The sequence below is a fragment of the Flavobacterium lindanitolerans genome, assembly GCF_002846575.1.
GTDB classification, from domain to species: domain Bacteria; phylum Bacteroidota; class Bacteroidia; order Flavobacteriales; family Flavobacteriaceae; genus Flavobacterium; species Flavobacterium lindanitolerans.
Map to the genome: position 1 here is coordinate 1,698,186 of NZ_PJND01000007.1, position 22,918 is coordinate 1,721,103.

General features: G+C 37.4%; 23 protein-coding genes. 1 reads left to right on the forward strand and 22 read right to left on the reverse strand.

The genetic code is table 11. The features are described from left to right. The 8 genes from B0G92_RS07435 to B0G92_RS07470 all read right to left on the reverse strand — a co-directional run bounded on the left by B0G92_RS07435 (position 1) and on the right by B0G92_RS07470 (position 5,637). Complete coding sequence (locus tag B0G92_RS07435; protein WP_101471631.1) at positions 1-459, reverse strand: hypothetical protein; 459 nt, start codon at positions 457-459, stop codon at positions 1-3. 80 nt (positions 460-539) lie between these two features. Beyond that, positions 540-1,130 carry a TetR/AcrR family transcriptional regulator gene (locus tag B0G92_RS07440; RefSeq protein ID WP_101471632.1) on the reverse strand — a complete coding sequence of 197 codons (591 nt, stop codon included), beginning with the start codon at positions 1,128-1,130 and terminating at the stop codon, positions 540-542. A gap of 85 nt (positions 1,131-1,215) precedes the next feature. Further along, positions 1,216-1,788: a hypothetical protein gene (locus tag B0G92_RS07445; protein ID WP_101471633.1), complete on the reverse strand. Its 573-nt coding sequence runs from the start codon at positions 1,786-1,788 to the stop codon at positions 1,216-1,218. A gap of 24 nt (positions 1,789-1,812) precedes the next feature. Continuing rightward, positions 1,813-2,277 carry a DMP19 family protein gene (locus B0G92_RS07450; protein WP_101471634.1) on the reverse strand — a complete coding sequence of 155 codons (465 nt, stop codon included), beginning with the start codon at positions 2,275-2,277 and terminating at the stop codon, positions 1,813-1,815. Positions 2,278-2,319: 42 nt separating this feature from the next. Beyond that, on the reverse strand, positions 2,320-3,057 hold the full coding sequence (locus B0G92_RS07455) for a DUF4184 family protein (RefSeq protein WP_101471635.1): 738 nt from the start codon (positions 3,055-3,057) through the stop codon (positions 2,320-2,322). A gap of 13 nt (positions 3,058-3,070) precedes the next feature. Further along, on the reverse strand, positions 3,071-3,394 hold the full coding sequence (locus tag B0G92_RS07460; protein WP_101471636.1) for a carboxypeptidase-like regulatory domain-containing protein: 324 nt from the start codon (positions 3,392-3,394) through the stop codon (positions 3,071-3,073). 318 nt (positions 3,395-3,712) lie between these two features. After that, positions 3,713-4,237 (reverse strand): GNAT family N-acetyltransferase, encoded by a 525-nt coding sequence (locus B0G92_RS07465; RefSeq protein WP_101471637.1) that lies wholly within the window; start codon positions 4,235-4,237, stop codon positions 3,713-3,715. A gap of 2 nt (positions 4,238-4,239) precedes the next feature. Then, positions 4,240-5,637, reverse strand: coding sequence for a hypothetical protein (locus tag B0G92_RS07470; RefSeq protein ID WP_101471638.1), 1,398 nt, complete (start codon positions 5,635-5,637; stop codon positions 4,240-4,242). 170 nt (positions 5,638-5,807) lie between these two features. On the opposite strand from B0G92_RS07470, the gene B0G92_RS07475 reads away from it, so the two are divergent. Continuing rightward, a complete protein-coding gene (locus tag B0G92_RS07475; protein WP_101471639.1) occupies positions 5,808-6,287 on the forward strand; it encodes a DUF4348 domain-containing protein in 480 nt (159 codons plus the stop codon). 90 nt (positions 6,288-6,377) lie between these two features. Here B0G92_RS07475 and B0G92_RS07480 read toward each other — a convergent pair whose 3' ends face one another. The 14 genes from B0G92_RS07480 to B0G92_RS07545 all read right to left on the reverse strand — a co-directional run bounded on the left by B0G92_RS07480 (position 6,378) and on the right by B0G92_RS07545 (position 22,885). Continuing rightward, a complete protein-coding gene (locus B0G92_RS07480; RefSeq protein ID WP_101471640.1) occupies positions 6,378-7,256 on the reverse strand; it encodes a tetratricopeptide repeat protein in 879 nt (292 codons plus the stop codon). Positions 7,257-7,423: 167 nt separating this feature from the next. Further along, a complete protein-coding gene (locus B0G92_RS07485) occupies positions 7,424-9,025 on the reverse strand; it encodes a S41 family peptidase (protein WP_101471641.1) in 1,602 nt (533 codons plus the stop codon). A gap of 67 nt (positions 9,026-9,092) precedes the next feature. Beyond that, positions 9,093-9,935, reverse strand: coding sequence for a helix-turn-helix domain-containing protein (locus B0G92_RS07490; protein ID WP_101471642.1), 843 nt, complete (start codon positions 9,933-9,935; stop codon positions 9,093-9,095). Between the two features lie 37 nt (positions 9,936-9,972). After that, positions 9,973-12,384, reverse strand: coding sequence for a T9SS type B sorting domain-containing protein (locus B0G92_RS07495; protein WP_101471643.1), 2,412 nt, complete (start codon positions 12,382-12,384; stop codon positions 9,973-9,975). A 48-nt stretch (positions 12,385-12,432) separates the two neighbouring features. Continuing rightward, positions 12,433-15,210, reverse strand: a complete 2,778-nt coding sequence (locus B0G92_RS07500; protein WP_101471644.1) for a T9SS type B sorting domain-containing protein — start codon at positions 15,208-15,210, stop codon at positions 12,433-12,435. A gap of 31 nt (positions 15,211-15,241) precedes the next feature. After that, on the reverse strand, positions 15,242-17,542 hold the full coding sequence (locus tag B0G92_RS07505) for a T9SS type B sorting domain-containing protein (RefSeq protein ID WP_180326414.1): 2,301 nt from the start codon (positions 17,540-17,542) through the stop codon (positions 15,242-15,244). A gap of 22 nt (positions 17,543-17,564) precedes the next feature. Continuing rightward, positions 17,565-18,404 (reverse strand): ABC transporter permease subunit, encoded by an 840-nt coding sequence (locus tag B0G92_RS07510; RefSeq protein WP_056070037.1) that lies wholly within the window; start codon positions 18,402-18,404, stop codon positions 17,565-17,567. 60 nt (positions 18,405-18,464) lie between these two features. Further along, positions 18,465-19,361: an ABC transporter ATP-binding protein gene (locus B0G92_RS07515; protein WP_101472050.1), complete on the reverse strand. Its 897-nt coding sequence runs from the start codon at positions 19,359-19,361 to the stop codon at positions 18,465-18,467. Positions 19,362-19,453: 92 nt separating this feature from the next. Beyond that, entirely contained in the window at positions 19,454-19,693 is a 240-nt protein-coding gene (locus B0G92_RS07520) for a hypothetical protein (protein WP_056070040.1), read from the reverse strand. 189 nt (positions 19,694-19,882) lie between these two features. Beyond that, positions 19,883-20,941 (reverse strand): nucleoid-associated protein, encoded by a 1,059-nt coding sequence (locus B0G92_RS07525; protein WP_101471646.1) that lies wholly within the window; start codon positions 20,939-20,941, stop codon positions 19,883-19,885. Positions 20,942-20,991: 50 nt separating this feature from the next. Beyond that, a complete protein-coding gene (locus B0G92_RS07530) occupies positions 20,992-21,351 on the reverse strand; it encodes a four helix bundle protein (RefSeq protein WP_101471647.1) in 360 nt (119 codons plus the stop codon). A gap of 118 nt (positions 21,352-21,469) precedes the next feature. Then, positions 21,470-22,006 (reverse strand): IS1096 element passenger TnpR family protein, encoded by a 537-nt coding sequence (locus tag B0G92_RS07535; RefSeq protein WP_056070049.1) that lies wholly within the window; start codon positions 22,004-22,006, stop codon positions 21,470-21,472. 106 nt (positions 22,007-22,112) lie between these two features. Continuing rightward, positions 22,113-22,502 (reverse strand): SMU1112c/YaeR family gloxylase I-like metalloprotein, encoded by a 390-nt coding sequence (gloA2, locus tag B0G92_RS07540; RefSeq protein WP_056071408.1) that lies wholly within the window; start codon positions 22,500-22,502, stop codon positions 22,113-22,115. A 5-nt stretch (positions 22,503-22,507) separates the two neighbouring features. Further along, entirely contained in the window at positions 22,508-22,885 is a 378-nt protein-coding gene (locus B0G92_RS07545) for a VOC family protein (protein WP_101471648.1), read from the reverse strand. Between the last annotated feature and the right edge of the window lie 33 nt (positions 22,886-22,918).

The following is a 22,918-nucleotide window of genomic DNA, read 5'->3' on the forward strand; positions in this document are numbered from 1 at the left end:
TTATCTGAAATAAGGTCGGTTTGCGAAAGGTGAGAATGGCCAGGGTATGGCAATGAAAATCAGGAATAGGGCTAAGCCATACCAGATAAGCATAGTCTTAAATTTTTCATTATCCAGAGTTTTTCTTTTTGCCATAGCCGAACCGATGGTAATAATAATTACGGCTATTAGCATAAGAGTGCTGTGTATGAGACCAAAAAATAATAAATCGAAATTTTCTTTAGCAGCACTGAAATTTTTGAGAAAGTACTTGATTATAGGACTTTGAAAATATAATGTCATCCCAATCATTAGCTGGAGATGTGCTATGGTAGCAGTCCAGTGTCTGATGGCATTGTCTTTTTTTGTAAATGCAGTTTTTAGAAAATAACCGCGATAAGCTTTATAAAGAGCAACTATCAGGCTGATTAAAACAAGCCAACGCAATGTAGAATGCAGAAAAGTAAGGGTTTGATACATAGCTGTGAAAGACTATTTTGTTTGATGCGAACAAAAGTAAATAAAAAACATACTAATTAGTATGTTTTTAGATAAAAAAATTAACGCAAGGTTTCGAGATAGTCTTTTAACTGTTGTAGATAGACAAGATAGACCGATTTGCTATTGCTGAGTTTGCCTATATTCCGGATGCCCCAATAGCCAGACATGATAAAAATAGCAACCTGCTCTGCTTTTACTTCCGGTCGTATATTTCCTTCTTTTTTACCATTTTCGATACAGCCAATAATAGCATCTTTCCATTCTAACGACAGGTCGTTTAGTGCTTTTGTAAATTCAGCGTTCCAGGGAGCCATTTCCTGGGTAAGATTAGAGGCCGGACAGCCATATTCAACTTTAAGAATTTCATTGTCCATAAGTATCTCACGCATCATGTCATAGATAGTCTGGATGGTATCGCCGCCTGATTGTAGTGGAGTTAGGAAAGTAGCCTTAAATGATGGTTTTAGTAATTCGTTGATGATGGCAATACCCATTTCGTCTTTGTTTTTGAAATGGTAGTAAAAAGCTCCTTTGGTGACAGCGGTTGTGGCCAGAATTTCATCAATACTGGTAGTCAGGTATCCTTTTTCATATATCAGCTCAAAAGCTTTTTGGAGGATATTCAGCCGTGTGATTGCCGCTTTTTTCATATCGGGAGCTGTATTTTTTAAGTAAAGTAAGAGATTATTTTGAGTTTGTGCAAGAAGATAATACGCAGCACTTGACTTTAACAGTTTATATTATGATGGTTCCTTTATGATAAAACGTCATTTTAGCATTTTCAATAAATTCTTCAATTGAAGTTTTTTTGGTTGCTTTTTTATTATGGAATTCAATATAATATTCAGTAGGATTGATTACACCAATTTGAATTAACCAAAATTTAAAGCGTTTAGTTTGAGGATTTGGATTCAACTCTTCAAGTTCTTCAAAACAACAAATTGATAAACTATCATTTCGAATGAAGTTATAAATTATTTTTTGGTCACTTGTTAATGAATCAAGTTGGGACTTACTTTTCTTTACCGTCTCTTTTCCAACAATTATATCAGGATTAAATATTCCCTTTTTAAAAAGTATTTCATAGCTTTTATTTTCAATTGAAACAGTTATAATTTTTTCTCCAAATTGATAACTGTTATCTGCAACGAGTTGAATGTTTTCTTGAAATCTTGGATAATTGCCTTTTTTGTATTTGCTTGAGTTAAAGACTTCTTTTGCAAATCTATATTTTTCTTCATTTAGGTTTTGTCCAAAGGTGTTGGTTAGATTTATTACAAGTAAGATTGAAAAAAGAAGTTTTCTCATTGTTTATAACTTTAGAAGATTTTACTAAAATTGTTTGTTGTTCTCTTTAAAATACTCAACAAGAAGTTTTATAATATTATCTTCATATTCATAAAACTTATCATCGAGTTGGTCCCATTTTTCAGAAATTCCCTCGTTAAGACTTTTCATTATTTCTCTCCTTGTTTGTGTATCTTTTGATATTGGATTTTGTGGAAAAATTCGAATTGCTTCATAGATTAATTTAGCGGTTTTATAAGCACCAATATTTTCATATGCTTTTAATACCTCATATGTGTAATCGCCTGAACTATTAAAAAAGAATTGGTCAAATCCGCCATTATTTACTTGCCCCTCCAAAATATCAACAAATACAAACGTTTTTTCAACTTCACTCAGATTGGAAATGTTTTCATAATTGTAATCCAATTTATGCCATATAATTTCTCCAATTTGAAGGATAATTTCTTCTTCATTTTCTTGGTTTAATATTTCAGTAATTTTTTTCATTTACTGGTTGGGATTTTATAATAAGAAACTAAGTAGTTGTAATTATATATTAGGCGAATTGTGTTTTCTAATTAAAATAGGAGTTAATATCAACGAAATAAACCAAGCTGAAATAATAGTCACGATTAAATGTCCGTATAATTTATAATCCAATCCACAAAAAAGTCTAATAAAAACAATTGCCAACGTCAAACACATTGAAACAATCCAGTATCTCCTGTTTAATGGTTTGAATGCTTTTGTATCTTTTGGTAGCCTGAGTATTGCAAAAAGAATTATCAGGGCACCAATAAAGGTACTTAAATGTTGCAAAACCTTCCAGTAAGGTATTTGCATTTCAAATAGCCTAATGGTATTTTGTAGTGATGGAATTTTTTCAACAAAATAGGCATGCTGATGTGTAAATCCATCCCAGAAAATATGCGAAAAGGCACCAATCAAAATAGAAATTATTACGATTAACCAGTTTTTCTGAAAGTATTTATTCCAGTCAAACTGTTTGAAAGTTGAAATCCTTAATCTTAATGGAACAGGCAAATTATCGAATAAGTTATTGCGGACAATATTATGAAAAATAAAACTCAATATAATTCCTAAAGGCAAATCAAACCAAAAAACACCTGCTATTGTATGACTGTAGTTGCTAGAGGTTTTCATCCTTAAAAAATATTCAAAATCAGGAGTCATACTTCCAATTACAAGCCCTGTCAATGAAAACCATTTTCTGTTTAGAAATGTCATTGGTAAAACTATAGCCGGATGAGAAAAAGTAAATGGCATTTTTGTAGAAGCTTTAATTAAGAATCAATTCTATAGTTTTGTTTTTTCCATTTTCTATTTTAATAGTATCTGTACGGTATCCCTTTTTTTGAACTATCAATTCTGTATTATTGGAAGAAAAAACAAAACCGCTCATGTAATGAATTTCAAAAAAACCTTTAGCATCTGTGTATATCGTATCATGCTTACCAATTTCTCTCAGCATGACTTTTTCAATTGGCTCACGAGTCTGTTTGTCAATAATTATTCCGCTCACATTTTTGTAACCATCACAAGAGGAAATAAAAATTGTGATGATAACAACTATTAAACTAGAACTCAGTTTCTGTAATTTCATATTTTATCCGTTTTGTCAAAAAGACCTTTTATCATGTTTAATTTCTGTATAAATCTGCCTAATGTTATCCTGTTGTCATTAGACATCCGAAACATAATTCTATATAAATGAAATCAGATAGTTTGTGGAGTCATAAAGCAATATGGTATCCATTATTTTAGTTATTATCGATGCTGGGAGCTATATCAAAATATGTTTTAAAGCAATTTTGCTCTGCGACTTAGCGTCTTTGCGTGAAAATTGCCCGCAAAGACGCTAAGTCGCAAAGTCCACATGAAAAAACGATTAAAAGTAAACATTTTTCGCATGTCCTTTTAACTAAAGCTTTAACTGCAATTTCATCATTATATCCGTCTGTTCGTCATTGCCTAATCTAAAAATATGTTTGTCAAATTCGACAAAGCCGTTCTTTTTATAGAAAGCAAGAGCCCGATGGTTTTCTTCCCATACGCCAAGCCAGACATAATCGGCTTTTGTTTCTTTTGCTATCTGTATTGCTTTTTCATAGAGCAGTTGGCCGACTTTCTTTCCATGAAATTCTTTAAGCACATAAATCCTTTCAATTTCAAGTGCCTTGTCATCTTTTAATTCGGTTTGCGATGCTCCGAAGTTAATTTTCAGATATCCGATAACGGTATCTTCTTCCAACGCAAAATAAAATTCCGAGTTGGTATTGCTGAGTTCCGAATGTAGTTTTTCGGTTGAAAAACTTTTCTCAAGATACTCCTTCATATTTTCCTCGGTATTGCTTTCGGCAAAAGTTTCGAAAAAAGTCTGCCGACCAATTTTTTGCAATTGGTCGATATCATTTAAGGTGACCTTTTTTAGTTGAATATTCTCCATTATTATTTGATAAGTTTGTTTGGAAAACGTTTATTCATCATGTCTTCTACCGTTGATTTATGGCGGTTGATGATAAACAGTTTGGTATTGTCCGGAAGGTTAAAAATTTCAATAAATTCAGCCTTCGGATTTAGTTTTTTGTTTTTAAGTATGTCGAAGTAGTCTTTTAGCAGGTTGAGTTTTTGTTCATGGTTTTGCGAAATGACAACTACTTTTGTTATAGGCATAGCCATTGTTTTTTCCACTTCGGTGGCGCTAACCGGAGCCCCCATTCTGTTATTCGAATATTTACGGAAATTTCTTCTGAAATAAGTCCAGTCGCTAGGAGTATCGGCAACAATGTAACGGTAAGCAAATAGGTGTGAAAGTTCATTATTCCACTGTGGAAACTGAGTATCATAAGTGTTTACATAGGCTTTTACAAATGCTTCATCCATTGGTTTTTTGTCTTCAATATATTTTTTCAGTACCGGATAAATTGCTTTTGCCATTTCAGATACATATTTATTGGCATACCATTCGCCATCATCTGCCTTTTTATTGATTTGCTCAATTACATAGCCATTGCCTAATGCGGTAGCCAATACTTCATTCATTAGCAATAAGGCATATTGGCTGTTAGGTGATTTGGTTTCGTTAAACCATTTTTGGATATTTTCTTTCATTTGCAACGACTGATTGTCATAAACAATATGGTATATTTCGTGCATGGCAACGCTAAAAAAGGAAACATGGTCTTTTAAATCCAAAGGAGCTTCACAAACAGCAACATTAATAAAAGCTCTTGCTCCCAGATTGCCTTTGTCTAAAGAAGGAAGAAGGTTGAGTTCAAACGGAATGTTTTTGTCCCAGTTGGTGTTATAGAAAGTGAGTCCTGTCTGGAAAAAGTTGGAAAACTGATTGTTTTTGATATAGTTCTGCAGGTTGTTTTTCTGGACTTCAAAGGCTGTTTTGTTGGGTTCAAAAACAAGCTCGCGGTATATGGGCAGGAAATTTTCCAGGGTTTCAGAAAATACAGATAAGTACTCGTTGGGTATAAGGCCTAAGGATTTGTTCCTGAAATCGGCAATTGTTTGACTGATAGCCAGATTTCTTTCCAACATATCGCGTGACATCAGTCCTGTTTTTAGAGGAGATGGATATTGCGTAAAAGCATAGGTATAATCAATTGGCAACTGTTCAAAGTCTGCAATCTGTTTTTTAAACGCCTCGGTATTGTATTTTGAATTTGAAAAAATAGACTTTAATTCGTTATCAGGATAGTTGTCTGATATTTTGGTAATAAAGTCATAAACGGCATAAGGTTCTGAGCAGCTTAGCTTAAATTCTACGGGTTGTTGTGCGAAAACGGAGGATGTGCTTGTTGCCAAAACAAGAAGCAGGGTGATGATTTTTTTCATTCGATAAGTTTTTTGATTGATGATGATACACTACCATGATAGTGCATTTGCTAAGATAAAAGTTTTTTCAAATGAAAATAGTTGAGGTTGAAAAATTAAGAGAAGATTAGGTTTTTTCGGGATTAGCCCCAGATTAATAAATCAATATCTTTGTTTCTTAAAGTATAAAAATGGGCAAAAAGATTAGTTGTGTTTGTATAAGACTCCTATTAATCTGTGGTTTTCTTTCCTGCAAGCAGAAACAGGCACCGGAAATCCACAAGATTCCGGAATCAAAAACAGAAAAGCAAGCAGAAAATGGAACTGCTGAAATTGAGAACTTTGATGCTTTTTTCGAACGGTTTTCTAAAGATAGTGTCTTTCAAAAAGAAAGAACTAAATATCCTTTGAAAATAGCCTATTATGAAGATATAGACGAAGACTTATCTGTGCGTTATGCTAAGGAAACGGAAAGTGCGTATACTGATTTTACTGCGGATACTTTGGCTATGAATAAAAAAACAGACAGGTTTACTTTTAAGATAGAAAAGACAGATACTAAAATTATATACAAAAGGGTAGGGTATGATAACGGAATTTACATATCCTATATATTTTCGCTTTTTGGAAACTCCTGGTTTTTATCTGAAATCAGAGACGAATCTACCTAAAGTTTGCATTACAGGCTAACAGCCTGGTGAGACATTTCTAAAGATTTGGAAATAATAAAAAAGCCTGTCCAAATCGGACAGGCTTTTTTATTATTTATTTTCGTTTATTATTTGTTTTGCATTACCGTTTTCCGGATTTAGTGCCAGCGATTTTTTATAAGCTTTTATGGCTTTTTCTTTTTGCCCCAATTTCATCAGGCATTCACCATAGCTGTCATAGGTGTTGTAACCATTTGGATAAAGTTCTGTGTTTAGTTTGAAAACTTTCAGGGCTTCTTCGTTCTTGTTTTGGTTGAGCAGGTTGTAGCCAAATTCGTTGACCGCTTCTTCAGAAATATCATATTCTGATTTTGTCCCTTTTTTGAATTCCTGTTTTATTAATTTAATTGTCTTGTCTGCCAAATTGCCGGAATTGTAATAAGAGGAAATGGTTTTTAAATTCATCTTCCTTTCTTTTTCGATTTGTTGCGCTAAAGTTTCTACAGCGTAATATTGGCGTTCTTCGTCGGTTACTTTGGTTGGGTCTATTTTATAGCGTACCCATTTGCCGTTTGTGGACTTGTTTTTTGTAAACTGTGTTCCATAAATCTGCGGTTCTCCTTTTCTCATAAGATCTCTGTCTACGGCTGCGGCATACCACCATCTGTTGAGTGACGGATCAAGTTCTAAAGCTTTTTTAAAAGTTTTTACTGCCATGCCGGAAGCAATGGTGTCATTTCCGTGCTGGAAAACGACTCCTGAATTGAAGTAATCTTTAGCCGTTTGTACTTTGTTTTCTTTTAGTAATTCAAAAACGCGGACACGACGCAAGCTGTCTTCCTTGTTTAAAATCATCCAGTTGATATCGGATTTCATTCTGGAATTCTGGTCGTCGTCGGCCATTTTTTGTAATTCAACATTGTCGGTTTGCGAAAAAGCCTTGATTGCGCAAAGCATCAGGAATAATGCCTGAAAGATTGTTTTTTTCATGTGATTTGATTGATAATTGATGATTTTTGATTGATGATTTTCGATTTTTGCCTACTGCCTTCAAAAGATAAAATTACCTATAAAAGGAATAAGAAAATTGTATAATTGGAACATGCCCGGAAAAATTATAATATTTCCAGGCATGTTCATTATAGGATGATATGTTGTTACTCTTGCCTACGCGTTTTTTCAAGTTCCACTGCTTTTTGGAACATAGGGTCGTTGTTTAATAAAAACTGTTTGCCAAAGATGTCCTCTTTAGTTGTGATACGGGAATAGAGTTCTTTTATGGAATAGCTTACAGGATATTCTACATTGTTCTGAAAGATGTCTTTTGGCGTTTTGCAACCCGTAAAATCAATTTGAGATTCTATTCTGAATATGATTTTACTATGCGGCAATTGAAGCACTGTCGGATTTGTTTGAAGACCGCCAAGTAAATCGGGCGTTTCTCCTATACTTATGAGCTGCTCATTGTTTTTGGCCAGGTTTGAAAGGTTGCTGGCAGAGGAATAAATAAATCGGTCCTGCAAGACATAGATTTTGCCTTCAAAAGAAAAATTTAAAGAATCAGGAACTACAAATTTAAAATTTGGATAGGTGATATAATACATTTTCGGCTTTTTTAAGGTAGCGGCATTTATCTTAAAAGTATGCGTAGTCCTGTTCTGCACAGAATCTTTATTGATGTTAAAATACTTTTGGTTATAAGGACTGAAATTTCTGCCAACCATTACGTTTTGCCCCAAGGTATCTTTAACTACTTTTTTCAGAAAGTTGCTGTAAGTATTGTCACTTCCTCCGGGATTTCCTCGGATATCGAGTACAATAGCATTGACTTTATTTTTAGCAATTATTGGCCTTAAACGCTCGCTAAGAGTGTCACCATAAGCTTCGACCATCATTGGCAGCTTAGCATAGAAGATTTTTTCTTTTTCAAAATAATGGGTAATTATTGGTGTTTTTTCATCGTTATAACCGTACACCGAATTCTTTTCTTGTAAGAAAGTGACCGTGTCATTTTTTTTGATGTTCAGGTTGTATTTCTTGTTATCCTTGTCTAAAAAGACCAGTTTCAAAATGCCTTTTTTATAATTTTCTGACGGTTTGTAGAATTTTTCATGGTAAACCCTGTCATTCTCCCGGTCCCATCGTAAAGGAGATGATTGTTCAATACGGGTTTTTACATAGTCATGAATATCGGTTCCGTTGCAGCTTATGAGTTTCATTGAGGCCGGATATTTTTTATCGGAATAAGAGAACGGCAATAGATTGTAATATTGACCTGAAGTATAGACCAGTTCCAGATTTAGCTTTGTGTAGAATTGCTTGTTGACATAATCATCATATTTATAACCGTATTGGATGGAACTGGTATCAATTCCTGTTACAACCCCTTTTGGTATCCAATTGTTTTTCAGGATGTCGAGGTGCCAGCTTCCTAACATGTTTGAATGGCCGTCCTGAGCAGAATTAAGTGTTTTTTCTACAATTTGCAGGTATTCCGGAATTGTAGTCCGGGGCTGGATTTGCTTTCTTAGTTCTCTGGCATGAAGATTAAAATCGATTCCTCTTACTTCTTCATTGAAATAGACAATCGGGCTTACCTGATTGATGTAGGATACTAAGGAGTCGTGGTCTTCTAAAAGCTGTTCATAGGTTAACATAGGAGTACCTTCAATAATTGCCGAATGTGATATGGCGTTTTTGTGATTAGTGGCACAGGCAATGCAAAGGCAGATTAAAAGGAGGGATAGGGTTTTTTTCATGATTCTACATATTTTGACACAAAGAAATAAAACCGGTGTCTTCAAAAATTGTAAAAATCATTCACTGTTATTTTTTATTGTATATCCAGGTCAGGTCGTTTTGCTGTACCGAAACCTTATCGATGAGCTGTTTTGGTGAATAGCCCGAAAAGGTTTTGAAATCATTGATAAAATGGGCCTGGTCATAATACTGATTAAAGTGGGCAATTGTTGTCAGATTGTTTTGCTGGTTTAGGATTCCGTCCAATGTGTTCCTGAAACGTATGGTTTTTAAATAGGATTTTGCGTTTTGCCCCAGATGGTTTTTAAACAATCGGAATAGGGTTGTGTCACTTATTTCCAGTTTTTTGGATAGTGTTTCGATGTTGAAGTTTTCGTTGTGGCTGTATTTCGATATGTAATGTAGTGCCTCTTTCAATTTTTCAGGTAACTCGTTTTTTAAGTTTTTGAGAAGTAAAAGTTCTAATTGTCCGGCTCTTTTTGTGAAATCGTCCTGTTCAAAAATCTGTTCCAAAGTGAAAGAATTTTTGTGGGTAAAAATTTCTTCAAAAGCATCATCAAAAGTCATCAGGTCAGCATAAGAATCTTTTGTGAAAGCTCTTAAAGCAGACGGGTAGAAAATAATACAAATCTGGTCAAGACAGCCATTTATATTGACATTGAAAGGCATTTTATGGAATCCGTAAAATCTGCTTGTAAAATTTTTATTGCCTTCTGTAATACTACAGCTGTTTGTTTTGGAGTCATTTATGTATCTGACCGCACTATGCTTATAAATTGCCAGACATAAATTATTGTTGGGAAAGGTAGTATAGTTCAAGGACTGGTTGTCGGACTTTTTGAAAAACAAAAAATACTGAACATATTTTTTCAGCAGTTCGTTTTTTGGTTTTATAATGACTGACTTCATTCCTTTTTCGTCTGAAATTAGTAAAGTTTATAGTTTATTATCGCAATAAACTAAAATGTCCGCGTATGGTTCTGCCGGTTTCCAGTTTTACCAGATACCAATAATCATTGGCAGGTAGTGGATGTCCATTAAAGTTTCCATCCCATCCGGTACCTTTCGGGTCCACATCAGCAAGAAGCTTTCCAAAACGGTCAAAAATATAGATTTTGGAATTGGCAAAGAAGTTCGGGCTAATACCGATGATGTCCCACGTGTCATTAGTGCCGTCTGCGTTAGGCGTAAAAAAGGCCGGGATTTTCAGTACGGAAATTTTCTTTGATACAATGCCGCAGCCATGGGTGTCGTATACATAAACAGTATGTACGCCAGGAGCTACATTTTCAAAATAATTGGAATCCTGGAAAGGTCCGTTTGGCAGGTCAAGGCTGTATTGGTAGCCGCCAATGCTTGTAGGGTCAAGGATTACAGTTACGGTATTATTCTGTGTTAAATCGACTATCACTATGTCGGCAATAGTAGCATTATTGGATGGCAGTACTTCTATGGTTCTGGTTTTGGAACAGCCATTGGCATTTGTGACTTTGACGGTATAGGTTCCTGCTTCATTAACCCTTATGGAAGATGTGGTTTGTATGGGAGTTGTTGACCATTCATACGTATAATCAGTTACGGAGCCTTGCAATAATCCTGCATCTAAAGTAGTGTAGCGATTAGGCAGATTGGTACAGACATAGTCAGTGTCCTGTACTTCGATTTGAGGCAGACGGTTAACGACCAATTGAATTGGTGAAATCCCCGAACAACTGTTGGAATCTTCAATACGCACATAAATGGTAGCATTGTAAGGCGTGGCGTTTGGATAATTGCCGGTATTGGTAATTTCATTCTGTTCCAGTAAGGCATCGTTGAGGTTAGGATAAAAATGCGCGGTTTCGGTTGGAGACAATACAAGGTCGGTTGTTCCAAGGTCAAAAGGCATAATACCTGTTTCTGACAGGTCACATTGCGGAGCAATAGTAACCGTTCTGTTAATAACATTTACATTTAAATCGAGGGTTCCCCAGCTAAAACATCCGGTCGTGAGGTTGGTGATTTTTACATCAAGGGTTTCGGGATTTGATATATTGTTATAGGCAGTAGGAAGCGGTGTCGTTGTGCCTGTCCTGAAAAATGTTACACCAAGATTGGCATCGTTCCCGGTTAGGGATGGGACTGCTTCGTTGAGATTGAATAAAGTCAATCCGTCCGGAGTTAAGCCTGTATCACATTGAACCAAAGTGCCACTGACTTTGGCAGGAAGCGGATTTACGATAAGTTTGATTTCCTCTATTCTGAAACAGCCATTCGGATTAGTGACTTTGATGAATACAGGTTCCTCATTAGGAATCATGTTGTAATAAGTAGGTCCGTAAGCTCCGGTATTAGCCATGGCATTGGCAAAACTGGAATAATAATCTACTGTAGTTCCGACAGGATTTGAATTGGCAATTATGCCATTCGTGACATCACTCATAATAAAAGTCGCTTGCCCATTCTGGTCATCACCATCAAGGTTATCGTCGCAAATTGCAAACTGATTGTTTGGAATGACAACCGAATTGATTACTTCAACCGAAAATTCCGATGTTGAAAAACAACCGGTTACAGTATTGGTGATTCGGGCAAAAATAGGCTGCGGGTTTACTGTATTTCTGAAATCATTGGATGGTGTTATTGGACTTTCTCCCGTTAATACATCATTAAGGCTGGTATGATATGTAACAGCTACAGAGGTTTGGGTTCCAATAATGGTGCTGGTGTTTAAATCGAGATTGAAAGAGGTAGAATTATCAATAGTACCGTCATTGTCGCAATTTTCCATATCAAGGGCAACTCCTGTAGGCATTTGGAATGTTGGAGGTTGATTAAATGTAGCCGTTCCTGTCCAGGTTAGTGAAAAATTACTTGAACCTACAGGCCTGTCAATAACCAGAAAATAGCTTTCACCATTATTAACTGTTAAAGATTGTACGAAACTGTTACCAAGTGCTCCGGGTCCTTCAGTAGTGTCAACTTCATCATCTTTAAGACCGGTGAGATTGTCTGTTGCATTGGCAGCTTGCGGGTTTGTAGTTGAACAGCGGATGGCTTGCCCTAAACTGCCGCAGCTAACATTAGGGCCAAATATGAAAAAATCGAAATCTACATTAATGTTGCTGTTTTCCGGAGTGAGAATAAAACCGAGTGTTCCTCCGGTGTCAATTGACAACTTTAACCAGATACTGTTATTTTCCTCACTGCTGCAGTTGTTTCCAAATCCCAATTCCTGAATCCCGATTCCTGTAGCACTAAGACCTTGAAATCCCGTATTTCCACATACCACAATGGCATCGGTACAGTCGTTCTGAGAAAAGGCCTTGGTTACGGTAAAAAAGAACAGGAGCGCAAGGAGGAATTTTTTAAGTATCATTCGTTTAAGGATATTTGCCCAAATTTATCATATTTTTTAAACGAATTGTTATCTTTTTAAAGAAAAGTGCCCCCTCACGGTTCTTTCTTTGTTTAAAAGTACCAAATACCAGTAATCTGTTGATAGAGCGGGATGATTGTTATAATTTCCGTCCCAACCGGCACCTTTGGGATCAACATCTGCGAGAAGTTTGCCAAATCGATCGAAGATGTAAATTTTGGCATTAGAATAGAATACGGAATTTATTCCAATAATATTCCAGGTGTCATTGTAACCATCGCCATTTGGAGTAAAGTAATTAGGTATGTATAGTACGGAAATGTCTTTTTTGACAATTCCGCATCCGCGCGTATCATAGACATATACAGTATGAAAACCAGGGCTTACATTTTCAAAATGATTAGAATCCTGAAAAGGACCGTTTGGCAGGTCAAGGCTGTATTGGTAACTTCCAATGCTTTCCGGTGACAGCAGTACGGTTACGGTGTTGTTTTGTACCAGGTCAACAATTACTACATCCGCAATAGTAGCATTATTGGATGGCAGGACAGTGATAGTTCTGGTTTTGGAACAGCCTTTGGCAGTTGTTACTTTAACGGTATAGGTTCCCACCTGATTAACTCTTATTGTAGGTGTGGTTTGTATTGGTGTAGTTGACCATTCATAAGTATAATCAGAGATAGTGCCCTGTAACAAACCCGGGTTTAAAGTAATGTAACGATTAGGCAGGTTGGTACAGACATAGTCTGTGTCTTCTGTTCTGAGTTGTGGCAACGGATTTACGACAAGATGAATAGGGAAAAGGCCATCGCATTCATTGTTCTCTTCTATCCGGGCATAAATTGTCTGTCTGTCACGTACTGTATTTCTATAGGCTGTAGGTAGTGCATTTTGTTCAAGCAGCGCATCATCAATACTGGCATAGTAGGAAGTAGTGGCTGTCGGAGAAATTCCGGGAATCACTACATCAGTGAGTGTGAAATCAGAAATTCCGTCCTCACCGTTCAGCTCATCACATTTTTCAAGTAGCAAGGGAGCATTTATTACAGCGTTTACAGTTAGGTCTAGTGTTGTTGTCACAAAGCATCCGGTCGTATTGTCTGTTACCCGGGCAAAAACCCGTTGCGGGTTGGAGATGTTAGGGTAGGAATTAGGCAATGGATTGGCATTGTCATTCGCCGCCTGGGAAGACAGGAAAAAAGAGACACTTAAATTTGTATTGCCTCCGGTAATATTTTGCGAAGCTTCGGAAAGTTTAAAAAGAATATTGGTGTCAGCTGCTGTCGGGCTGCATTGTGTCAGGCTGGAAGGAAATGCTGTTGGAAGCGGATTAATCTGTATGTTTTTACTGCTTCGGATAGTTCTTCCTTCTACAACAGCAGTTGCCCAAACAGTATAATTTCCGGGACCGGGAAAGACATGAGATGGTTCAGAAACAGTACTAAAGGCACTGCCGTCACCAAAATCCCATACCACACTTTGAACGAAACCATTGGCACTTACTTCAAATTCTGTAGCCTGACCTGCACAAAGATTTTTGGCAAGGATGTTTGTGCTGAATACGGAAGTAATGAACGGAGGTAGTCCGAATCGGGATATTCCCTGGTCCAGACTAATTGCGGCATTTTGATAATTGCAGGCTATTCCGTCTTCTTCCGGATTGTTGATAACGTCCAGAAAAGCATCTTCAAATCCGGTGTTGATGTTGGCTTTATAAATTTTCTTGTCAGGACCCAGTTGAAGTGCCGAAAAACTTTTTCTGGAAATAAATTGTCCTGAATTTGGAATGGATGCAGCTTCGAGATTGAACTGCATTACTCCGTTTTCTGCCGACAGGTAAAGCTTTTTAGTTTCGGCAGAAAATTCAACTCCATAGCAGCTGGCATCAGTTACTATTGCCTGACCGTTAGAAACAATTCCGGTACTGTTATCAAAATCATAGAGATAAAGAGCACCGCCGGTTTGAGGACCTACATGTGTTTCAGTAATCTGAACATGGGCGACAGCAATTTTTTTTCCGTTGGGAGAAACCTTAATTTGTCCAATCGCATTTCTTCTGTAACCCGAAATAGGAACTACAGGGTTAAGTTGCGAAATCACAGGAGTGGTGCTAACACCTGAAGGGTCAATCTTAAAAGCATAAAACTTGTCTATGAAATGGGTGATGACCCAGTAACCGCCTCCGTTTCGTATCTGGACAGCCGTTATTTTTTCAGAACATTTATATTTGATTTCTTCACCGGCAGGGTCGGGGTTATAAGTAACCAGATGAACGTTTCTTGTTGTCACATTCCCAATACTTCCGTTTGCTCCGGTAAGTGACATGTCAACAACAGAATAGTTAAGACCGTTGTTGAAACCGTCATCTCCATCCGGAATTGTGCCTCCTCCCGCTTCATATACTCCTGAAAATTGATTGGGATAGGCCGCCGCATTCTGATGGTGCGGCTCGTCTACCGTAAAAATATAATAAAGATTGGGATTGGCAGGATTGGGTATTATAATGCCTGATTGCGTACTGGAAGGGTCTCCAAACAATCCTGTACCCGCTGCATAATCTCCATTTGGCATGATAACATGGTTTCTGTCCCAAACAGTACGGCCGTCTGTATATAACAGGAGATTGCCGTTAAGGTCAGAAAAAGAACTGCATCCTTCGTCAGTAACGATTCTGATTGGATTTGGAAAAGTAGAAAGGGTGGTTATTGTATTGTCACTATTAAACCGGATACCGGCTCTGTTGCCAAAAAACCAGTTCGATGCTTCGCCCTGGGGGAAGCAACTTATGGATAAGAACAGAAATAATACCAGTAATTTTGACCTCATATTGAGCCGATTAGCTCTCAAAGATAGAAAATTATCTCAAAAGTGAGAAGTGTCCCCTGATTTCTCTGTTGTCTTGCAATATTATTTTAAACCAATAGTCGTTTGCCGGTAAATCGTGCCCGTTCAGCTTGCCATCCCAACCCGGTTGCCCTCCTTTGAAAAAGTAAATGAGCTTGCCATAACGGTCAAAAATGGCAACTGTAGCATTAGGCTGATATTGTAGGTATGGAATTCTCCAGTAATCATTGGTTCCGTCATTATTCGGGGTAAAGAATTTAGGATAATCCATGATGTAAAATTCATGGGTAATAGTACCACAGTCTGCTTCTTTTATAATGACGTTATAACGGCCGGGAGCCAGATTCGTAAATGTTGGCGAATCCTGAAAAGTAATTCCGTCAAGAGAATATTGGTAGGTTCCAATGCTGTTTGACGTAAGCACAACAGTTGCAGTGTTATTTCCTCCCTGGAAATCTCTTATTCGGATGGTTTCTACTGTTGCAATACTGGAAGCCGTAACAATGAATTTTTTTGTGCCTTCGCAACCGTCAGCATTGGTAACAGTAACGGTATAGGTTCCCGCCGCATTAACCCTAATGGTTTGCGTTGTTTCGTGATTTGGAGTGTTCCAGCTGTAGCTTGAAAAGCCGCTTCCCGCATTTAACAATACAGAACTGCCGCTGCAAATAGTAACTTCAACATCATCCAGGCTGTTGCCGAAATAATTGACACGTACATTAAATTCGGCAATTCCATAACAATCAATACCCGAGCTTAATTTTGCATAGATACGCTGTGTAAACGGAACCGTATTAGGAAATGCTTCAGGAGTAGGAATCGGATTGAGTCCTGATAACGCATCTGCATAGGAAGTGTAATAGTTCACATTTCCTGCCGGCAGATTAATCAGAATATCTGCTTCCCTGTCACGCAGGTTAAAAACCGAAAGACCGTCTGAAGGATTGGCATCGGTGTCGCATTTTTTCAAATCCTGAGGGTCGGCAATATTATTATTGGAAACATTTAATGTTACTTCTGCAATAGCATAACAGCCGTACTGGTTTTCTACGCGGGCATAAACAATTGGCTGTGTATTTTCGAAATTGGTAATGTTGGTAATCGGGTTGGAATCCGATGCTGCTTCCGCATTGGTCCTGAAATAAACCGGATCAGTTAATGTAGGATCGGCTGCTACAATCTGAGCGTTTGCCTGGTTGAGGTTAAACAAAGCAAGACCATCGTTATCTTCGTCACATTGTACTAAAACAGCATTGGATACTGTTGGCACAGGTGAATATTCAATTTTTATTTCACCATTTGAGAAACAGCCTCCCGCAAGTTCAACGCGTACAGAATAAGTGCCGGCTTCAATGACCTGATAAGTAGGAGTTGTTTCCGGTTGTAATATGCTGTTTTTATACCATTCATAACGTATGGCATTGGCGTTAGTCGCATTCAATGTTAGGGTTTCGTCCTTACACAACGGATTTCCATTTGCCAGCAATCGGTCATTACCTAAATCCGTTTCTATCTTAAAACTTCCTCCACCTAAGAAAATAGCCGAGTCATATCTGTAATTGCCTTCATCAGCCACAACTAATTTTATATGATAGCGAACGCCTGGCGTTACATCCGATTGGGCTGTCATGATAACAGTCTGTCCGTTGAAATTAGTTGGGTGTTCATATCCGTTGAATCCGCCAAAATATTCTTCGTTTTGAGCATCACAACCTCCGTTTCCGCCAATTGCCGGACGTACAGAGGTTACCTTAACGGGTATTGTAGTGCCTGGAATAACAGCCAGGTTTTTATATTCTCCGGTGCCGCCAACTTCTTTAAGCAGGAATGCAAATCCGTCCGAATAGCGGCATGGTGCATTATCATGATATTCTTCTGAAGAAAGAATGTAGTCAAAGCTTATTTTGTTGCCGAGAGGTATAAAGTCAAATTCAAGTACGGTAGCGTTAACAGAGTTGTTTATTTCCAGGGCAGCTTCCAAATCAGAATCGCCCGGCCAGTCCATTCCGCGTCCGTCATCTAACAGGCTGCTGTTAGGACCTTGTGCGGCCACAGCTCTTCCTGTGCTTAGTATGATTCCGTTTGCAAATGGGAAACTGCTCGTTCCTGCATTAAAATAACCATAGCTTTGTTCTCCGGATGCGAAATTCCCGCCTAAAACGGAGATATTTGAAACACTGGCACAGGTGTTGTTGATGAGGACATCCCTGACTAATTGTTCTTTTGTATAAGTGTCATTAACTGTAATATATTGCGCTCTGGCTAAAAAAGGAACGCAAATTGCCAATAAGAAAAAAATGTGGGCTTTCGTCATTTTCATAGTATCGGCAAAGATACTATAAATCTCGTTTTTGAAGAATTTTATACGACATTAACATAAAAATAACCGTCCAAATGACAACAATAACAATTTCATACCAGTGCACACTGTAATCTTTTGCAGCTACACCGCCAGAGACCTGATTTTCAATAGCCTTATAAGCCTTGAAACGTGTAAAAGGTTCTTTTATAAGATTTGACATCGATTCTAACGGAAGGAAAGCGGCAACTTTATCTACCTGTTCCGTACTCGTAAATACCAACCATCTCAGAAGTCCGTAAAAGATTTTTTCTGCAAAAAACCATACAAGCAGGAAACCTAATGCAAAAGCAGAACGTTTTACCAATACGCCCAGAAAAAGACAGAACGAGAAGAAGGCCACAAGTTTTATGAAATAGGCCAAAAAATATTCCAGGTCGGAAAAGATAATGGCAGCTTCGTCATAAGAAGAAAAGCACAGCCCTAATATCATCGACATGATGAAAATAAAAATTGTAGAGCCCAATGCGAAAAGTGCAACGGTTATCAATTTTGACTGTATGAATTCTTTTTTGCTCAGTCCGTCTATAAGATTCTGTTTGAGCGTTCCATAGGTATATTCGTTTGCCATCATTGAAACAATTACAACGGCAAGGAAAAATTTAAGGATGGCGGCAATGTAGGTGTTGAAATGCCATATATACGGAAAATTGAAAATTCCCTGGTCGGCAATACGGAAGTTAATTCCCAAAAAGCTGAAATTGATGGAAGCAATCAGGGCAATAAACGAAAGCAGAATGAAATAAGTAAGGGTCAATACTCTGCTTGCCTTATTCTGCCAAATTTTTTGGAGCTCTATAGATAGTAATCGTTTCATTGGTTGTATGTTTTGTCCGGGCGTCATGTCAGACTCCGGTTCGGATTGGTTTCAGGATTGTTATTTGTTGTTTGTCAGTTGCAGGAATTGCTCTTCCAGACTATGCTTGCGTTTTACAAGATGGCTCAGCGTTATATTCCTTTCAAAGAGGAATTTATTCAGTTCTGCCGCATTTAGCTGATTTTTTGGATAGGCAATGATGCGTCCTTCTTCTTCCTCAACTTTTTCAATAGACGGATGTTGTTCCAGCACCGTTTTTAATTCCTGAAGGTTGTCTGACAGCAATTCGAAGAAACCATCGTGAGAATTCATTCCGTCAACAGTTCCGGAATATAAGATTTCGCCTTTTCGCAATACCAATACGTGACTGCACACTTTTTCGACTTCATCCAAAAGGTGAGAGGCAAGAAGTATGGTGGTTCCCTGTGCTGCAATTACTTTGATAATATCTCTGATTTGACGAATTCCCTGCGGGTCGAGACCGTTGGTTGGTTCGTCCAGAATTAGAATTTCCGGGTCATTGAGCAAAGCCGAAGCTATAGCCAATCTCTGTTTCATTCCTAACGAGAAAGTTCTGAATTTGCTGTCTTTCCTGTCAAGAAGGCCAACGATTTCAAGTTTTTCGTTTATTTTGGAATAATCAGTTCCTTTAATCTTACAAACGAGCTTAAGGTTTTGCTCGGCAGTCATGTAAGGATAAAAATTAGGCCTTTCGATAATGGCGCCTACTTTTTTCAGGGCCTCATGGGTTTCCATTTCTCCGCCAAACCAGCTGTAGGTTCCGGAGGTTTTATTGACAACATTGAGAACAATTCCGAGGGTGGTTGATTTTCCACTTCCATTCGGACCTAAAATTCCATAAACATTTCCTTTTTTGATTTCAAGGGAAACATTTTTAACGGCTTTGACCAGTCCGAAGTTTTTATAAAGATTTTCAATTTTTAGTATGGTTTCCAAAATAGATAAAGGTTTGGTTTTATAGTAAGACGAACCTGGCAACAATTTGTTACAAGAAAATTAAAACTCTTTTCGGACTTGTTTTTGTAAGCTTACAAGGCTATTTGCCTTCTTTCATAAAGCTGATTGAGTGCCTTATTGATATCTTTCATTTCTTCAGAAAGATGAATTTTGTTGCCTAATATGTCATTGGTCGCACAGCGGTGGCACACTTTGCATTCAAATTCTTTGAAGTGGTCGGTTATTTTTCGTGTGGTCTTAAACTTATGACCAAAAAAACGACAAAAGGCTTTTTCGAAAAGCACATTGTGGCGGGCGATGTTTGGATTCATTGTAGGTTATGTTTGTTAGGGACGATAAACATACTAATTTATCCGATTAACGGCAAAAATAATCGATGAAATGCATAATGTATGTATTTTGTAAACAAGATGTTAGAGTGCGTAAACTAAACTGTTATCCGGAAGTATAAGAAATAAAAAAATCCCCGGAAGGGGATTTTTTTAAGTATTTCGATAGGTTTATGATTTCTGTTCTTTGTTAAAATAAACCAGATAGTAGTACATCTGCTTTTCTTCATCCCATCCTTTTTCTACAAACTTTTCAGCACTTTCAGGATTAATGAAATCCAATTTGATTTGGATGTTTGTATCCAGATTGATGACATTCTTGATTTTTTTTCTTGCATCCGAAACTGCCGCATTCGCAATAGGGAAGGTAGTCACGTCTTCAATGCTGTATTTTTCTCCTTTGTCGACCTTGTAGTTTTTGAATTCCGACATAAGGTCCGGATTGTCAATTACCTCATTCAGGAAGTTTTGTTCTACGAAATCGTCGTTTTTCGCGAAATAGTTCACGGAGCGGTTCATGAACATTACTTCTTCTTTTTTGTCTTCAGCCGGTAATACTACATCTTTGGCAAAGTCCTGACAGAATTTTAAATATTTTTTAGTGATGAAGTTTTCATCCTGGAAAGCGTCAACAGAAAGGAAATGCTCTAACCAGTAGCGCGCATCATATCGGTTGCTGTCTACCGTCAGGATTTTATATCCTTCTTCTTTTTTGTGGTTAAAAATAAGGCATCCTTTGTCCAGCTTATTCAGGTTGATACCGTGTTGCAATATCATTTCCAGATTGCTCCCGTTCTCTTCAAATTGCAGGAAGTCAGACTGCAATTCGCTTTTGAAAACGCCTACTGCATCTACCTGATTGTTGTCAATGCTCAGGTTGGTAAGGTAAGCAACATAAACCTCTCCGTTTTTGATGTGCGGATGGTTCGATTGCTCAAAAAGATGTTTTGTTATTTTTTTTGAAACTTCATGCACACTACCCGGATTGGCAAAAATCTCGTTGGCAAAGTTGTACATTTCGTTATATTCCAAATCTACATCGTGTGCAAACTGGAAATAGTTCTCTTCTTTTTCCCTAAATGATTTGAAGAAAAACTCTTTTAGCAAAGGCATGATCTCGTCGTTCAGCCCATAAGGCGATTCAGACAAAAAGAAGGCTTCGTTACGGCTTTTGTTTCCAACTCTGTGAACAGAAAGGGTTTCGATGTGGGTGTTAAATAAGTTGATCATTTTTTTAAGTTGCTAAGGTAAAAAGGTACTAAGTCGCTAAGTTGCTGAGGTTATTGACGTTCTTTTATTTTATTTATAAAAGCGATGAGCATTCTCTCAACTTCCCTGCTGTCTTCGTACTGTTTGTTAAATTGTTCCGTTGTAAAATAGCTGATATTCTTGGCTATTTCTAATTGTGTTTGTAGTTCAAAAAGAGAACTGATTGAAATGTTTAGAAAACGGAGATAGTCTTTATTACTATCTCTGCCAAATCCCTCCGCTATGTTGCTTGGAATTGAAATGGCACATTTTCTGATTTGCGATGTGAGACCAAATGCTTCTTCTTTTGGAAATGATTTAGTAGCATTATAAATTTCGGTTACTAAAGCCATTGATTTTTGCCAGATGAGTAAGTTTCTAAAAGTGTTCATGGCGCATATATTTTAAGATTTCCTCAAATATAATTCAATCCGCAAACAAAACCTTAAAACCTTATCTACTCCAAAAAAAACTTAGAACCTTAGCGACTTAGTGCCTTAGCACCTCAGATCAATTCCAATTCTCCTCAAATCCGTAATCCTCAAAATTATCTCCTCCATCAAACATATCCAGGTCGTCTTCGTCAAACTCGTCCTCGTCATAGTCAAATTCATTTACAGCTGAGTCGCTAAAATCTTTGTCCGGAGCTTCAAGAGGCACTATTCCGTGTGAGAATAATACATCCGGATACACCTGTCCCGGAACATGCTCTTCAATTGCAGCCAGCTCTACAAAGAAAGTCCACATGTTGATAAAGTCATAAACATAGATGATTTTTGTTCTTTCTTCGTCTAAAACTTCAGAAAGCTCAAAATCAGACATTACTTTTTGTTCGCCCGGTACATCTCCTGTATCAAACATCGGAATTTCTTCATCCTGATTCCATTGGTCGTCACTGGTATAAAATGATGCTACTTCCATGCCGTCAAAGCCAAAGGCATTGACAATAGCATTGTGCAGGTCTTCTAAAGTGTCATTGTCCTGAATGGCAATATCTCTGAAAACATCTTCTTCCGCATCGAGTATTACCCTAAATTTATAAACCATAATCTAAATGTATTTTTGAAACGCCAAAGGTAAAATTTAAATTCCGATTTTTAGATTTTGCTTTCTTGGAATTTTTGATATACGCCCTTAAATCAGCAACTGTTTTTTAAGCTTCATAAAATTCAATAGGCAGATTATCAGGGTCTGCAATAAATGTAAAACGCTTGTTGGTGAATTCGTCAGTTCGCAGTGGTTCAGGGTTGAGGTTGTTTTCAACCAAATAATGCCTTGTTTTTTGGATGTCGTCTACTTCAAAAGCCAAATGCCGTAATCCGCAGGCTTCCGGACGCGAAACACGGCCAGGCGGGTTGGGAAATGAAAAAAGTTCTATTGAATAATTACCATTCAGTGCCAAATCCAGCTTGTAGGAATCCCTTTCGCTGCGATAGGCTTCGGCTATGATTTCAAAACCCAGGATTTTGGTATAAAAATGTTTTGATACTTCATAATCAGAACAGATTATAGCAATGTGGTGTACTTTGTTGATTTTTAGCATATAGATTATTCTCTTAAAGGTTCTGTAATCCACCATTGGTTTCCAAACGGGTCTTCAAATCCGGCAGTATAACCGTATTCTTCCTGTCCCGGATTTTTAAGAATTTTGGAACCTTTCTGTATGGCGAGATTAAAAACGTCGTCAATTTTTTCAATGAATAAAAACATACCGCATGTTTTCTGATGCCAGGTGTCATTGGCCTGGGCAAACATTACAACGGCATCCTGAATCCTGATTTCGCCATGCATAACGGAATTGTTTTTTCCGGGAACAATAAGCTGTTCTTTGGCTCCCAATACGGTTTTGGAAAATTCTAAAAAGTCATTGGCCTTATTCAGTATCAGATAAGGCATTACGGGAAGATATTGCTGCGGAATTTTCATAAGTGATACGGTATTAATTCTAATTAAAAGTAT

What these genes read in the sequence shown, in the direction of transcription:
- B0G92_RS07530 (WP_101471647.1), bottom strand. Translation starts at nt 21,351, where the DNA reads ATGAACACTTTTAGAAACTTACTCATCTGGCAAAAATCAATGGCTTTA.
- B0G92_RS07455 (WP_101471635.1), bottom strand. Translation starts at nt 3,057, where the DNA reads ATGCCATTTACTTTTTCTCATCCGGCTATAGTTTTACCAATGACATTT.
- B0G92_RS07495 (WP_101471643.1), bottom strand. Translation starts at nt 12,384, where the DNA reads ATGATACTTAAAAAATTCCTCCTTGCGCTCCTGTTCTTTTTTACCGTA.
- B0G92_RS07525 (WP_101471646.1), bottom strand. Translation starts at nt 20,941, where the DNA reads ATGATCAACTTATTTAACACCCACATCGAAACCCTTTCTGTTCACAGA.
- B0G92_RS07440 (WP_101471632.1), bottom strand. Translation starts at nt 1,130, where the DNA reads ATGAAAAAAGCGGCAATCACACGGCTGAATATCCTCCAAAAAGCTTTT.
- gloA2 (WP_056071408.1), bottom strand. Translation starts at nt 22,502, where the DNA reads ATGCTAAAAATCAACAAAGTACACCACATTGCTATAATCTGTTCTGAT.
- B0G92_RS07475 (WP_101471639.1), top strand. Translation starts at nt 5,808, where the DNA reads ATGGGCAAAAAGATTAGTTGTGTTTGTATAAGACTCCTATTAATCTGT.
- B0G92_RS07480 (WP_101471640.1), bottom strand. Translation starts at nt 7,256, where the DNA reads ATGAAAAAAACAATCTTTCAGGCATTATTCCTGATGCTTTGCGCAATC.
- B0G92_RS07445 (WP_101471633.1), bottom strand. Translation starts at nt 1,788, where the DNA reads ATGAGAAAACTTCTTTTTTCAATCTTACTTGTAATAAATCTAACCAAC.
- B0G92_RS07510 (WP_056070037.1), bottom strand. Translation starts at nt 18,404, where the DNA reads ATGAAACGATTACTATCTATAGAGCTCCAAAAAATTTGGCAGAATAAG.
- B0G92_RS07460 (WP_101471636.1), bottom strand. Translation starts at nt 3,394, where the DNA reads ATGAAATTACAGAAACTGAGTTCTAGTTTAATAGTTGTTATCATCACA.
- B0G92_RS07500 (WP_101471644.1), bottom strand. Translation starts at nt 15,210, where the DNA reads ATGAGGTCAAAATTACTGGTATTATTTCTGTTCTTATCCATAAGTTGC.
- B0G92_RS07450 (WP_101471634.1), bottom strand. Translation starts at nt 2,277, where the DNA reads ATGAAAAAAATTACTGAAATATTAAACCAAGAAAATGAAGAAGAAATT.
- B0G92_RS07535 (WP_056070049.1), bottom strand. Translation starts at nt 22,006, where the DNA reads ATGGTTTATAAATTTAGGGTAATACTCGATGCGGAAGAAGATGTTTTC.
- B0G92_RS07545 (WP_101471648.1), bottom strand. Translation starts at nt 22,885, where the DNA reads ATGAAAATTCCGCAGCAATATCTTCCCGTAATGCCTTATCTGATACTG.
- B0G92_RS07505 (WP_180326414.1), bottom strand. Translation starts at nt 17,542, where the DNA reads ATGACGAAAGCCCACATTTTTTTCTTATTGGCAATTTGCGTTCCTTTT.
- B0G92_RS07490 (WP_101471642.1), bottom strand. Translation starts at nt 9,935, where the DNA reads ATGAAGTCAGTCATTATAAAACCAAAAAACGAACTGCTGAAAAAATAT.
- B0G92_RS07465 (WP_101471637.1), bottom strand. Translation starts at nt 4,237, where the DNA reads ATGGAGAATATTCAACTAAAAAAGGTCACCTTAAATGATATCGACCAA.
- B0G92_RS07520 (WP_056070040.1), bottom strand. Translation starts at nt 19,693, where the DNA reads ATGAATCCAAACATCGCCCGCCACAATGTGCTTTTCGAAAAAGCCTTT.
- B0G92_RS07485 (WP_101471641.1), bottom strand. Translation starts at nt 9,025, where the DNA reads ATGAAAAAAACCCTATCCCTCCTTTTAATCTGCCTTTGCATTGCCTGT.
- B0G92_RS07435 (WP_101471631.1), bottom strand. Translation starts at nt 459, where the DNA reads ATGTATCAAACCCTTACTTTTCTGCATTCTACATTGCGTTGGCTTGTT.
- B0G92_RS07470 (WP_101471638.1), bottom strand. Translation starts at nt 5,637, where the DNA reads ATGAAAAAAATCATCACCCTGCTTCTTGTTTTGGCAACAAGCACATCC.